The 12,982-nt window shown below is 69.0% G+C and carries 11 protein-coding genes; 4 read left to right on the top strand and 7 right to left on the bottom strand.

Annotated elements, in window-relative coordinates:
- Positions 1-108: 108 nt before the first annotated feature.
- The gene (locus OG568_RS18235) at positions 109-732 is read left to right on the top strand and encodes a DUF6114 domain-containing protein (protein WP_329532347.1); all 624 of its coding nucleotides are present in this window, start codon (positions 109-111) and stop codon (positions 730-732) included.
- The gene (locus OG568_RS18230) at positions 722-2,029 is read left to right on the top strand and encodes a hypothetical protein (RefSeq protein WP_329532346.1); all 1,308 of its coding nucleotides are present in this window, start codon (positions 722-724) and stop codon (positions 2,027-2,029) included. The genes OG568_RS18235 and OG568_RS18230 overlap by 11 nt, the downstream gene beginning before the upstream one ends.
- 171 nt (positions 2,030-2,200) lie before the next feature.
- On the opposite strand, the gene pyk is transcribed toward OG568_RS18230, so the two are convergent.
- The 3 genes from pyk to pta form a co-directional block, all read right to left on the bottom strand.
- Complete coding sequence (gene pyk, locus OG568_RS18225) at positions 2,201-3,634, bottom strand: pyruvate kinase (protein ID WP_329532345.1); 1,434 nt, start codon at positions 3,632-3,634, stop codon at positions 2,201-2,203.
- A 121-nt stretch (positions 3,635-3,755) separates the two neighbouring features.
- On the bottom strand, positions 3,756-4,973 hold the full coding sequence (locus OG568_RS18220; protein ID WP_329536378.1) for an acetate kinase: 1,218 nt from the start codon (positions 4,971-4,973) through the stop codon (positions 3,756-3,758).
- A 35-nt stretch (positions 4,974-5,008) separates the two neighbouring features.
- Positions 5,009-7,087 carry a phosphate acetyltransferase gene (gene pta / locus OG568_RS18215; protein ID WP_329532344.1) on the bottom strand — a complete coding sequence of 693 codons (2,079 nt, stop codon included), beginning with the start codon at positions 7,085-7,087 and terminating at the stop codon, positions 5,009-5,011.
- A gap of 218 nt (positions 7,088-7,305) precedes the next feature.
- Between pta and OG568_RS18210 the strand changes: the two genes are divergently transcribed.
- Positions 7,306-8,331 carry an ATP-dependent 6-phosphofructokinase gene (locus OG568_RS18210; RefSeq protein ID WP_266431298.1) on the top strand — a complete coding sequence of 342 codons (1,026 nt, stop codon included), beginning with the start codon at positions 7,306-7,308 and terminating at the stop codon, positions 8,329-8,331.
- Between the two features lie 26 nt (positions 8,332-8,357).
- Here the strand turns inward: OG568_RS18210 and OG568_RS18205 are convergent, their stop codons facing one another.
- Entirely contained in the window at positions 8,358-8,987 is a 630-nt protein-coding gene (locus tag OG568_RS18205; protein ID WP_443077870.1) for an XRE family transcriptional regulator, read from the bottom strand.
- 253 nt (positions 8,988-9,240) lie between these two features.
- Between OG568_RS18205 and OG568_RS18200 the strand changes: the two genes are divergently transcribed.
- Entirely contained in the window at positions 9,241-9,723 is a 483-nt protein-coding gene (locus OG568_RS18200) for a GNAT family N-acetyltransferase (protein WP_329532343.1), read from the top strand.
- A gap of 67 nt (positions 9,724-9,790) precedes the next feature.
- Here OG568_RS18200 and OG568_RS18195 read toward each other — a convergent pair whose 3' ends face one another.
- Genes OG568_RS18195 through OG568_RS18185 form a run of 3 tightly spaced genes read right to left on the bottom strand, consistent with a single transcriptional unit; the run spans position 9,791 to position 12,862 of the window.
- Positions 9,791-10,630 carry a carbohydrate ABC transporter permease gene (locus OG568_RS18195; protein WP_266585882.1) on the bottom strand — a complete coding sequence of 280 codons (840 nt, stop codon included), beginning with the start codon at positions 10,628-10,630 and terminating at the stop codon, positions 9,791-9,793.
- A 1-nt stretch (position 10,631) separates the two neighbouring features.
- Positions 10,632-11,495 carry a carbohydrate ABC transporter permease gene (locus tag OG568_RS18190; protein ID WP_329532342.1) on the bottom strand — a complete coding sequence of 288 codons (864 nt, stop codon included), beginning with the start codon at positions 11,493-11,495 and terminating at the stop codon, positions 10,632-10,634.
- Complete coding sequence (locus OG568_RS18185) at positions 11,492-12,862, bottom strand: extracellular solute-binding protein (RefSeq protein WP_329532341.1); 1,371 nt, start codon at positions 12,860-12,862, stop codon at positions 11,492-11,494. Before OG568_RS18185 ends, OG568_RS18190 begins: the two co-directional genes overlap by 4 nt.
- Positions 12,863-12,982: the final 120 nt, after the last annotated feature.

Here is a 12,982-nt window from a genome sequence, read left to right as displayed (position 1 = left end):
CGGGCGGGGGAGCCGGCAGCTGTCCCGCCCGCCCCACCTTTTCCCGCAGTACGTGAACTTCTCAAGCGCGTACGTCTCACAGTAAAGCCGTTCCAGGGAGCCGTTTCCATGAGCGCCGAGTCACCCGGGCAGAGCGAGCACTATCTCCAAGTCTTCCGGCGGAACTTCCGCTCCTGGAGGGGCGATCGCCCGTTCTGGGCGGGCCTGTACGTCCTGCTCGCGGGTTTCCCCATCGTGTACTTCCCGTACGCGCACCTTCAGATCGGCCATCTGACGATGGCCATGGGCACCCCTGGCGGCGCCGGTTCCCTGATCATCGGCGTACTGCTCTTCGTGCTGGGCTTCAGCCTCTGGTTCCAGAAGCATGTACGGACCTTCGCCGGAGTCGCGGCGATCCTGCTGGGGCTGGTGTCCGTTCCGGTGGCCAACCTCGGCGGCTTCCTCGTCGGCTTCCTGCTCGCCATGATCGGCGGCGCGATGGCGGTCGCCTGGGTCCCGGGCGAGCCCGGCGAGGAGCAGGGCAAGACGGCGCACAAGAGCGAAGGTGGCGCCCCGGGCGCCCCCGACACCACCCCGAACACCCCGCACCTGCCCCAGGGCCCGGAGTTCACGGGCACCCAGCACGGTGCGGACAGCGCGGGTCCCGCGGTCGGCGACGGGCCGGGCGAGCCGAAGGACCTGTCAGGAATGAGCTCCGCCTACGGGGCGAACGGGAGGCACAGTGCCGGCTGACGAGGTGATCCGCGGGACCGAGGTGGACGAGTCCCGGGTGAGAACCGGGCCGCGCCACGCGGCCCCGAGGAAGCCGCTGTTCACCAGGTTCCACGTGCCCGCGGGCAAGGCCGTCGCCCTCGCGGCGATGCCGACCGCGGTTCTCATGGGGATGGGGTTCACGCCGACACTCGCGCAGGCCGACGACCACTCGTCCGCCAAGAGCCTGACGGCCGACGAGTACAAGAAGTGCGTCGAAGCCCTGGCCGACAAGGACACGTCGGCCAGCCCGACCCCCTCCGCGTCCGCCTCCTCCTCGGCGAGCGCCTCCGCGTCCGCCGACAAGCCGGAGTCGACCCCCTCGGCCAGTGCGTCCTCGTCGCCGGACAAGACCTCTTCGTCGGATTCAGGTTCCGACGACAAGGGCGGGTCCACGCCGACGCCGTCCGCGAGCAAGTCGGCGCAGAGCGGCGGCGGTGGCAGCACGGCGACGGCGACCCCGTCGGCGTCCGCGAGCAGCGGGGGCGACCTGCTGGGCGCCATCGGCGACGCGATCACGGGCGTCTTCACCGGCGGCAGCGACTCCACCGCGAGTGCCACCGCCAGCCCCACGCCGTCGGCCTCCGCCTCGGCGAGCGCGACCAAGGACACCGGCGACAAGAGCACGTCCGGCACGGTCGCGGGCACGGTCAAGGACACCACCGACAAGGTCACCGACACGGTCAAGGACACCGTGAAGGACACGACCTCCACCGCGACCAAGGCGGCCGAGGACACCACCAAGGCGGTCAAAGACGCGGCCACCTCGTCCCCGAGCCCTTCGGCGAGTTCCACCACGGACACGTCGGACTGCCCGATCGCCACGGACGACGAGGGCGGCATCGACAACACGATGGCGCTGCCGGACGACCCCTGGTACCTGAACGCCAGTTCGCTGCTCCTCAAGGGCGCGGACTACCAGGGCATCGTGAAGGTGAAGACCGCCAACGGCACCGTCAAGAAGGTCCTGAAGTACGTCATCTCCGACGGGACCGACATCGGCGACCTGCACCAGACGGTGAACGACGAACAGTCCGGCAAGACGTACCACGTGCAGGCCGGCAGCGGCACGACGTCCACCATCCGTGACGGCAAGACGGTGATGTACACGGAGAGCATCTCCGGCAACCTGCTCGGCCTGATCCCGATCACGTTCAGCCCGGACAACCCGCCGCCGCTGAACATACCGCTGATCTACTTCACCAAGGTGAAGGTCGTGCAGGCCGGCCAGTTCGGCGGCACGCTGACCATACCCGGGCTGCACCAGTACATCAGCTGACCGTCGCCCGCGGGCCCTCGCAGGCCCGCGCACAGACCGCTCCGGGAGCCGCACACGCTGAGGGCGCCCTCTGGCCACAGGGGGCGCCCTCAGTGCCGTACAAGACCCTTTACACACTGAGGGCGTCCCTGCCAGGCAGGGGCGCCCTCAGTGGCGTACGGGAACCGCGGGTCAGGCGGTGCGGCCGCTCTCGCCCAGGTGGTGGATCCGGACCATGTTGGTGGTGCCGGGGACGCCGGGGGGCGAGCCGGCGGTCATCACGACGATGTCGCCGTCGTCGAAGCGCCGGAGCTTCTGGAGCTCGTGGTCGACGAGGTCGACCATCTCGTCGGTGCTCTTCACGAACGGCACGACGTGCGACTCGACGCCCCAGCTCAGCGCGAGCTGGTTGCGGGTGCCCTCGTCCGTGGTGAAGGCCAGGATCGGCTGGGCCGCGCGGTAGCGGGAGAGCCGGCGGGCGGTGTCACCGGACTTGGTGAAGGCGACCAGGCCCTTGCCGCCGAGGAAGTCGGCGATCTCGCAGGCGGCGCGGGCGACCGAACCACCCTGCGTGCGCGGCTTCTTGCCGGGGACCAGCGGCTGCAGCCCCTTGGAGAGGAGCTCCTCCTCCGCCGCCACGACGATCTTCGACATCGTCTTGACCGTCTCGATCGGGTACGCGCCCACGCTCGACTCGGCGGAGAGCATGACCGCGTCGGCGCCGTCGAGGATCGCGTTGGCGACGTCGGACGCCTCGGCGCGGGTCGGACGGGAGTTGGTGATCATCGACTCCATCATCTGGGTCGCGACGATCACCGGCTTGGCGTTGCGGCGGCACAGTTCCACGAGGCGCTTCTGCACCATCGGGACCTTCTCGAGCGGGTACTCGACGGCCAGGTCACCGCGGGCCACCATGACGGCGTCGAACGCCGCGACGACAGCCTCCATGTTCTCGACCGCCTGCGGCTTCTCCACCTTGGCGATGACGGGGACCCGGCGGCCCTCCTCGTCCATCACCTTGTGCACGTCGTTCACGTCGTGGGCGTCCCGCACGAAGGACAGGGCGACCATGTCGCAGCCCATCCGCAGGGCGAAGCGCAGGTCCTCGACGTCCTTCTCGGACAGCGCCGGCACGTTCACCGCCGTGCCGGGCAGGTTGATGCCCTTGTGGTCCGAGATCACACCGCCCTCGATGACGACCGTCTTGACCCGGGCACCGTCGACCTCGACGACCTTCAGCTCGACGTTGCCGTCGTTGATGAGGATCGGGTCGCCCTTGGAGACGTCACCGGGCAGGCCCTTGTAGGTCGTGCCGCAGATGTGCTTGTCGCCGGGGACGTCCTCGACGGTGATGGTGAACTCGTCACCGCGCACCAGCTCGACGGGTCCCTCGGCGAAGGTCTCCAGACGGATCTTCGGGCCCTGCAGGTCGGCGAGGACACCGACGGCCTTGCCGGTCTCGGCCGCGGCGGCCCGGACCCGGTCGTAGCGGCCCTGGTGCTCGGCCTGCGTGCCGTGGCTGAAGTTGAAGCGGGCCACGTTCATGCCGGCTTCGATCAGCGCGACGAGCTGCTCGTGGGAGTCGACCGCGGGGCCGAGAGTACAGACGATTTTCGAACGGCGCATAGGGCGATCCTATCGGTTTGTTTCGCTACGGAATATTCCGTCTGGCGGAAGATACAAAGGGGCGCGCTGCCGCTCAGGTGAGATGGCACGATGCCGCCCGTTCGAGGTGGCGTGGTGCCGCTCAGATGAGGTCGTGGGACGCGCCCACGAGTGCGTAGGTCTGCGTGGCGATCTCCAGTTCCTCGTCGGTCGGCACCACGGCGACCGCGACCCGTGCGCCCTCGGGGGAGACGAGTCGGGGCCCGTCCCCTCGAGCCGCGTTCAGGTCGGCGTCGACCGCCAGGCCGAGTTCCTCCAGGCCGGCCACCGCGGCCTCGCGCACCGGGGCGGCGTTCTCGCCGACTCCGGCGGTGAAGGCGATCGCGTCCACCCGGCCCAGTACCGCGTAGTAGGCGCCGATGTACTTCTTCAGGCGGTGGATGTAGATGTCGAAGGCGAGCCGCGCCTGCTCGTCACCCTCGTCGACACGGCGACGGATCTCCCGCATGTCGTTGTCGCCGCACAGGCCGATCAGGCCGCTCTTCTTGTTGAGCAAAGTGTCGATCTCGTCCGTGGACATCCCGCCAACACGCGTCAAATGGAAGATGACCGCGGGATCCACGTCGCCCGACCGCGTGCCCATGACCAGTCCCTCCAGGGGCGTGAGCCCCATGGAGGTGTCCACACAGCGGCCGCCCCGTACGGCGGAGGCGGAGGCGCCGTTGCCGAGGTGCAGCACGATGACGTTCACGTCCTGCGGCGCCTTGCCCAGGAGCTTCGCCGTCGCCCGGGACACAAACGCGTGCGAGGTGCCGTGGAACCCGTACCGCCGGATGCGGTGCTCGTCGGCGGTCTTCACGTCGATCGCGTAGCGCGCCGCCGACTCCGGCATCGTCGTGTGGAATGCGGTGTCGAAGACGGCGACCTGGGGGAGGTCGGGGCGCAGTGCCTGGGCGGTGCGGATACCGGCCAGGTTCGCCGGGTTGTGCAGGGGGGCGACCGGGATCAGCCGCTCGATCTCGGTGAGCACGGTCTCGTCGACGACCGTGGGCTCGGTGAAGTGCTGTCCGCCGTGCACCACCCGGTGGCCGATCGCGGCCAGTTCGGGGGAGTCCAGGCCGAGGCCGTCCTTGGACAGTTCCTCGGCGACGGCCTTCAGGGCGGCGGAGTGGTCGGCGACGGGACCGATCGTCTCGCGGGTCTCGCCCGTGGTGAGCGCCGTGTGCTTCAGCCGGGAGGTGCCCTCGCCGATGCGCTCGACGAGGCCCATGGCGAGGCGGCTGCTGTCGCGCATGTCGAGCAGCTGGTACTTCACCGACGAGGAGCCGGAGTTGAGGACGAGGACGCGGGTGGCGGTCACTGCGGGGGTGCCTTCTGGGTAGCGGATGGTGGTGGTCATGCCCTGCTCGGAGTCTGGGCCTGGATCGCCGTGATCGCGACCGTGTTGACAATGTCCTGTACCAGCGCCCCGCGGGACAGGTCGTTGACGGGCTTGCGCAGGCCCTGCAGGACCGGCCCGACGGCGATCGCGCCGGCCGAGCGCTGTACGGCCTTGTAGGTGTTGTTGCCGGTGTTGAGGTCGGGGAAGATCAGCACGGAGGCCTGCCCGGCGACCTCGGAGTCCGGCAGCTTGGTCGCCGCGACGGTCGGCTCGACCGCGGCGTCGTACTGGATCGGCCCCTCGATCTTCAGGTCGTCGCGGCGCAGCCGCACCAGGTCGGTGGCCTCGCGCACCTTGTCGACGTCGGCGCCGGACCCTGACGTACCCGTCGAGTACGACAGCATCGCGATCCGGGGCTCGACGCCGAACTGTTCGGCGGTGGCGGCCGACTGGATGGCGATGTCGCAGAGCTGCTCGGCGTTCGGGTCGGGGTTCACGGCGCAGTCGCCGTACACCAGGACCTTGTCGGCGAGGCACATGAAGAAGACGGACGAGACGATCTTGGTGTCCGGCTTGGTCTTGATGATCTCGAAGGCGGGCCGGATGGTCGCGGCGGTGGAGTGCACGGAGCCGGAGACCATGCCGTCGGCGAGTCCCTCCTGCACCATCAGCGTCCCGAAGTAGTTCACGTCGGCGACGACGTCGTACGCCAGCTCGACGGTGACGCCCTTGTGGGCGCGCAGGACGGCGTACTTCTCGGCGAAGCGTTCGCGCAGCTCCGAGGTGGCCGGGTCGATCAACTGGCAGCCGCCCAGGTCGATGCCGAGGTCGGCGGCCTTCTTGCGGATCTGGTCGACCGGGCCGAGGAGCGTCAGGTCGCACACACCCCGGCGCAGCAGCACCTCCGCGGCGTGCAGGACGCGCGCCTCGGTGCCCTCCGGGAGCACGACGCGGCGCTTGTCGGAGCGGGCCTGTTCGAGGAGCTTGTGCTCGAACATCATCGGGGTGAGGCGGTCGGTGCTCGGCGCGGAGACGCGCCTGAGGAGGTCGTTGGTGTCGACGTGGCGTTCGAAGAGGCCGAGGGCGGTCTCCGCCTTGCGGGGGGTGGCGGCGTTCAACTTCCCCTCCAGGGAGAAGAGTTCGGCCGCGGTGGGGAAGGAGGTCCCGGCCACCGAGATCACCGGGGTGCCGGGGGCGAGGCGCGCGGCGAGGGTGAGGACCTCGTCGCTGGGTCGCTCGTTCAGGGTGAGCACCAGGCCGGCTATGGGCGGGGTGCCCGCGCTGTGCGCGGCGAGCGCGCCGACGACCAGGTCGGCGCGGTCGCCCGGGGTGACCACGAGACATCCCGGGGTCAGGGCGTTCAGGAAGTTGGGCAGCATCGCGCCGCCGAAGACGAAGTCGAGCGCGTCCCGGGCGAGGCCCGCGTCGTCGCCGAGGAGCACCGTGCCGCCGAGGGCCTGGGTGATCTGCGCGACGGTGGGCGCGGAGAGGGCGGGTTCGTCGGGCAGGACGTAGCAGGGGACGGGTAGACGGTGGTCGATCCGCTCGCTGATCGCGGCGCGGTCGGCCGGGGCCACCCGGTTCACGACCATGGCCAGGACGTCGCAGCCGAGACCGTCGTACGCCCGGTAGGCGTTGCGGGCCTCGGCGCGCACGGACTCGGCGGTCTGCCCGCGGCCGCCGACGACGGGGATCACGGAGGCGCCGAACTCGTTCGCGAGCCGGGCGTTCAGCGACAGCTCGTCCGGGAACTGGGTGTCGGCGAAGTCGGTGCCGAGGACGAGGACGACGTCGTAGTCGCGGGCGACGCGGTGGAACCGGTCGACGAGGGTGGAGACCAGCTCGTCCGCGCCCTGCTCGGCCTGGAGCGTGGACGCCTCGTGGTAGTCCATGCCGTACACGCTCGCCGGGTCCTGGGCCAGCCGGTAGCGGGCGCGCAACAGCTCGAAGAGCCGGTCCGGGCCGTCGTGGACGAGCGGACGGAAGACGCCCACCCGGTCGACCTGGCGAGTCAGGAGTTCCATGACCCCCAGCTCGACGACCTGGCGGCCGTCGCCGCGGTCGATCCCGGTCACGTAGACGCTGCGGGTCACGCGTGCTCTCCATCCGTTGTGGCGCTGGGTGGTTTCGGGGCTCGGAAAAATGGCCCACTGGGGTGAGCGGAACCCTCTTGACAATACCTCTGAGGGTAGCTAGGGCGCCCGCCAGGACAAACGTCCTGGTGGGGAGGAGGGAATCGTCGGTGCCCTCCGGCTCATGAAACAATCGAACCGGCTCACACGTACCAGCAGCGAGCAGGAGACACAGCACGATGCGTATCGGAGTTCTCACCGCAGGCGGCGACTGCCCGGGCCTGAACGCCGTGATCCGGTCGGTCGTGCACCGAGCGGTCACCAATTTCGGGGACGAGGTCATCGGCTTCGAGGACGGCTACGCGGGCTTGCTCGACGGCCGCTACCGCACCCTCGACCTCAACGCGGTCAGCGGCATCCTCGCCCTCGGCGGCACGATTCTCGGCTCCTCGCGACTGCAGCGCGACCGGCTCCGCGAGGCCTGCGACAACGCGCAGGACATGGCCCGCGAGTTCGGCATCGACGTGCTGATCCCGATCGGCGGCGAGGGCACGCTGACGGCCGCCCGTATGCTGTCGGACGCGGGGCTGCCGGTGGTCGGCGTCCCGAAGACGATCGACAACGACATCTCGTCGACGGACCGGACCTTCGGTTTCGACACGGCGGTGGGCGTGGCCACGGAGGCCATGGACCGCCTGAAGACCACGGCCGAGTCGCACCAGCGCGTGATGGTCGTCGAGGTCATGGGCCGGCACGCGGGCTGGATCGCCCTGGAGTCCGGCATGGCGGCCGGCGCCCACGGCATCTGCCTGCCCGAGCGCCCCTTCGACCCGTCCGACGTGATGGCGATGGTCGAGGAGCGTTTCGCCCGCGGCAAGAAGTTCGCGGTCATCTGTGTCGCCGAGGGGGCCCACCCCGTCGAGGGCACCATGGACTACGGGCACGGAGCCATCGACCAGTTCGGCCACGAGCGCTTCCAGGGCATCGGCACGGCGCTGGCGTACGAGCTGGAGCGGCGCCTCGGCAAGGAGGCCAAGCCGGTCATTCTCGGCCATGTGCAGAGGGGCGGCACTCCGACCGCGTACGACCGGGTGCTCGCCACCCGCTTCGGCTGGCACGCGGTGGAGGCGGCGCACCGCGGCGACTTCGGGCGCATGACGGCGCTGCGGGGCACGGACGTGCTGATGGTGCCGCTGGCGGAGGCGGTCACGGAGCTGAAGACGGTGCCGAAGGACCGTATGGACGAGGCGGAGTCGGTGTTCTAGGTCGCATGGACCCGGTGGGTACGGGCTCAGTACGTACTTCTCTGGAGCATGGCCCAGAACTGATCGACGATCCGGTCGAGGAAGTCGCGGCCGGAGTCGTCGGCGTCGGCGGCGGCCGATCCGTCGCCCCAGCTGAGCGTGGCGACCATCCGCCCCTGGTACTCCGTGTGCATCTCCTGGAGGGCGTCCTCCAGGAGGCGCCGGTCCAGCGGGATCATCTTCCCGAGCGGACGGACGTACGCCTGCCAGCGCGTCGTCACCGCGCTGCGCAGCAGCTCGGCGAGTTTGTCGTCGCGTCCGGTGACGGTGACGAAGTCCCGCAACGACAGTTCGAGGGTGTCGGCGAGGACGACCGACTGGCGCTCGTTGCCGCGCCACTCGTCGGCCTCCTCCATCCGCTGGTAGGCGAGGAGTTCGAGGCCGACGGCCCGTGCGATGTCCTCCTGGGCCAGCCCGCGTGACACGCGGTGCTCGCGCAACGTCCGCGGCGCGCCGATGAGTTCATCCGGTGAACACCACAACACACTCGCGAGTGCCGTGAGTTCGGGTCCATTGGGGGTGGTCGTCCCTCTCTCCCAGGCGACGACGAGGTCGGGAGTGACGTACGGCAGCCCGTACGAGACCCTCATTCCGTAGGCGACGTGCTCGGGCCCCATGTCGAGGGCAGCCCGCAGTCTGCGGGCGGCCGGAGCGTTGAAGGGCGGGGTGGGCTGATGGGGCTGCGGTCGCTGCACGCGCACAAAATATGGGGCCGGGGCGATGGTGACTACGGTCTGTTCGGCCACAATTACGGATCGTACGAACATACGGTTCTGCCCTCGCCGCCCCTTCCCGTCGGAGCCTCCCAGGGTTCCGGGGCGGGGTGCGGCGCGTCGAAAATCGCTTGATCCGGTCTCCTAGGGTGAAGGTATGACGATCACGCCACGCCTCGAGAAGATCACCCCCGGCAACTTCGACACCGCGATCGGACTGAAGGTCCGCGCCGATCAGGAGCACTTGGTCGCGCCGGTCGTGAAGTCGCTGGCCGAGGCGTATCTGCATCCCGGCGTCGCCTGGCCCCGCCTCATCGTCGACGGTGACCGGACCGTCGGCTTCCTCATGGCCTTCTTCGACATCAGCTGGGACGGAACCGAGACGGGCACCGACCGCCGCTCCGGCCTGTGGCGTCTGAACATCGCGGCCGGGGAACAGGGCAGGGGATACGGCCGCTTCGCGGTCGAGTCGGTGGCCGCCGAGATCCGGCGCCGGGGCGGCACCCGTCTCACGGTCACCTGGCACCCCGGCGAGACCGGCCCGGAGGGCTTCTACCTCGGGCTGGGATTCAAGCTGACCGGAGAGACGAGCGGGGGACAGACGGTAGGGGTGTTGGAGCTCGTCCAGGCGTTGGTGTGACGTCCGGGTCCAGGCGTTGGTGCGACGTCCGGGCCCGGCCCCCACCCGTTGAGCGCCCGCCCGGCTCTCACCCCTTGACCGCCCCGCCCAGCGCGAACCCCCCGCCCAGCCGCCTGGCCACCAGCACGTACAGCAGGATCACCGGCGTCGAGTAGATGACCGAGAACGCCGCCAGCTGCCCGTAGACCACCGTTCCCCGGTTTCCGAAGAAGTCGTTGATGCTCACGGACGCCGGCATCTGGTCCGGTGTCAGCAGCAGCATGAACGGGACGAAGAAGTTCCCCCACATCATCACGAACGAGAAGACCGTCACCACCGCCACCCCCGGCCCCATCAGGGGCAGCACGATCCGTAGCAGGGACTGGAGCGACGACGCCCCGTCCGTCCACGCCGCCTCCTCCAGTTCCTTCGGTACGCCGTCCATGAAGTTCTTCATCAGCCAGATGGCGAAGGGGAGTTGGGACGCGGCGAAGAAGAAGATCGTGCCCTGCGTGGTGTCGATGAGGTTCACGCGTACGAACAACGCGTACACCGGGACCATGATCGCCGTGATCGGCAGGCACGTCGCGAAGAGGATCGTCAGCAGGAAGGGGCGGTTCAGTCGCGAGCGGAACCGCGACAGCGGATACGCGGCCAGCGCCGCGCACACCACCGTGAGCAGTGTGCCGCCCCCGCACAGGATCAGGCTGTTGAGCAGCGGTGTGTAGGTGATGTCCGGTGTCAGGACCGCGTCGAAGTTGTCCAGCGTGAGGCCGTCCGGGACCTTCACCTTGAGGCCCGCGTGCGGGTCGAGGGCCGACAGGACCACCCAGGCCAGGGGGAGGGCGAAGGCGGCGGCCACCACCAGCAGGCCCGCGTCGGCGGCGAGGCGGTGGGCGGTGCGGCGGGAGCCGAGCGTGCGTGGCATCTCAGACCTCCGTCCGCAGCAGCCGCATGTACACCAACGAGAACAGCGAGCCGACCACCAGCAGGAGCAGCGCCACCGCCGTGCCGTATCCGATCATGCTCTTCTGGAAGGCCTGCTCGTACATGAAGAGCGGGAGCGTCTGGCTCCTGTTTCCCGGGCCGCCCCTCGTCATCACCCAGATCAGCCCGAACACCGACAGTGTCTGCAGGGTGTTGAGCATCAGGTTCGTGCCGATCGAGCGGCGGATCATCGGCAGCGTGATGTGCCACATGCGGCGCCAGCCACCCGCTCCGTCCACCTCCGCCGCCTCGGTGATCTCCTTCGGTATCTCGTTCAGGGCCGCCGAGTACACCAGCATGGAGAAGGCCGTCCCCCGCCAGACGTTCGCGAACGACACCGCCAGGATCGGCAGCGTGAACAGCCAGTTCTGGGTGGGGAGGTGGAGCTGTTCCAGGATCGCGTTCAGGGTGCCCTCCCGCCGGAAGAACGCGTACAGCAGGAACCCCGCCACCACCTCCGGCAGCACCCACGCCGTGATCACGATCCCGCCCACGACCGTCCGCACCGGCTTCGACGCCCGCTGCATCAGTGCGGCCAGCGCCAGGCCGAGTGTGTTCTGGCCGACGAGTGACGACAGGACCGTGAACACCAGCGTCAGCCAGACCGCGTTCAGGAACGCGTCGTCCTTGAACGCCGCCCGGAAGTTCTCGAAGCCGACGAACGACGAGTGGGCCTGGCCGGTGAGCTGGAGGTCGGTGAAGGCGATGTACGCGCAGTATGCGATCGGGCCCGCCAGGAACAGGAGCAGGAGGGCCACGGCGGGGGTGACGGGGAGGGCGCGGACCAGGGTGCGGCGCAGTCTCACTTCCTGATCACCTGGTTGTCGGTGACCGTCTTCAGCTCCTCGTCATAGCCGCCGGCCGCTTTGTCCACCGAGCTGTCACCCGTCGTCACGCCCTCCATCGCCTCCTGGATGGCCGTCGAGACCTTGGGATAGGCCGGGTAGGCGGGGCGGTAGTGCGTGCTGGCGACCAGGTCCGTGAAGAACTTGATGCCGGGCTGCGCCTTCACGTACCCGGGGTCGGAGGCCACGTCCTTGCGTACCGCGATGCCGGAGTTGGCGATGTACCACTTCTGCGCGTTCGCCTTGGTCTGCATCGTCTCGATGAACTTGAAGGCGAGGTCGGGGTTGGACGCCTTGGCGGGGATCGACCAGGTCCAGCCGCCGGACATGCTCACCTTGCCGGGGGCCTGGCCGGATTGCGTCGGCATGTACGCGAGGCCGAGTTTCTGCGACCACTCGGGCCACTCGTGTCCCGCGCCCTTCAGCCAGTCCTGCGGCAGCCAGCTGCCGTCCAGGTTGATGCCGAGCTTGCCCTCGGGCATCAGCTCGCCTCGGACGGTCGTGGGGAAGTTCGGGTCGAGGGCGTCCGAGACGTCGGGGCCCAGCTTCTCCTTGTAGACCGTGTGCACGAAGGTGAGCGCGTCCTTGAAGGCCTGGCTGCCCGCGATCCACTTCTTCGACGCCGTGTCGTACAGGGGGTCCGACGTTCCGTCGCCCGTCCCGTACAGCAGCATCTCGAAGCCCTGCATGGTGGCCGCCTCGCCCGCCGGCTTGCCCGTGTAGACGTTGAGCGGGGTGACGCCGGGGACCTTCGCCTTGATGGCGCGTGCGGCGGCCAGCACGTCGTCCCACGTCTTCGGCTGCCAGTCGGCGGGCAGGCCCGCCTTCTTGAAGATGCCCTTGTCGAACCAGAGGCCCCGGGTGTCCGTGCCGTCCGGGACGCCGTACGTCTTCCCGTCCTGCGCCTTCGCGGCCGACTTCGCCGTGTCGATGAACTGGTTCCAGTCCGGCCACTTGTCGAGGTAGGGGTCGAGGGGCTTCAAGTACCCGCTCGTGATGTCCGAGTTGATGAGGAAGGTGTCCTCGTAGACCAGGTCGGGGGCCGTCTTGGGGGATCGCAGCATCTGCTGGAGCTTGGTGTAGTACTCGGAGTCCGGGGCCTTGATCGGGACGAGTTCGACCTTCTTGCCGGGGTTGGCCTTCTCGAACTCCTTCTTCATCTCCCCCAAGTAGGTGTCCATGACGCGGATCGAGTTGTCCGTGGACTGCTTGAAGGAGATCTTCACGGTGTCCGGATCGCTTCCGGAGCCCGATCCGCAGGCGCTGAGCGCGGTCGCGGTGAGGAGAGTGACGAGGAGAAGCGGGGCGGCGGTGGGGCGCACGGGCACGACCTCCTACTGGCCGACGTCATTGGTGGCCGAGTTGTCTGCCCGGTGAACGTAAGAGCGTGGACTAGTCCACGTCAATGACCTTGCAGCGGCTCATGACCTTGCGACGGCAAACGGAGA

The sequence above is a fragment of the Streptomyces sp. NBC_01450 genome, assembly GCF_036227505.1.
GTDB lineage: Bacteria > Actinomycetota > Actinomycetes > Streptomycetales > Streptomycetaceae > Streptomyces.
This window is presented reverse-complemented; position numbering and strand designations above follow the sequence as displayed.

Excerpts from the sequence above, each read along its gene's own strand:
- OG568_RS18205 (WP_443077870.1), bottom strand. The coding sequence starts at position 8,987 with ATGGGGCCCGAGCACGTCGCCTACGGAATGAGGGTCTCGTACGGGCTG.
- OG568_RS18200 (WP_329532343.1), top strand. The coding sequence starts at position 9,241 with ATGACGATCACGCCACGCCTCGAGAAGATCACCCCCGGCAACTTCGAC.
- OG568_RS18210 (WP_266431298.1), top strand. The coding sequence starts at position 7,306 with ATGCGTATCGGAGTTCTCACCGCAGGCGGCGACTGCCCGGGCCTGAAC.
- OG568_RS18195 (WP_266585882.1), bottom strand. The coding sequence starts at position 10,630 with ATGCCACGCACGCTCGGCTCCCGCCGCACCGCCCACCGCCTCGCCGCC.
- OG568_RS18235 (WP_329532347.1), top strand. The coding sequence starts at position 109 with ATGAGCGCCGAGTCACCCGGGCAGAGCGAGCACTATCTCCAAGTCTTC.
- pyk (WP_329532345.1), bottom strand. The coding sequence starts at position 3,634 with ATGCGCCGTTCGAAAATCGTCTGTACTCTCGGCCCCGCGGTCGACTCC.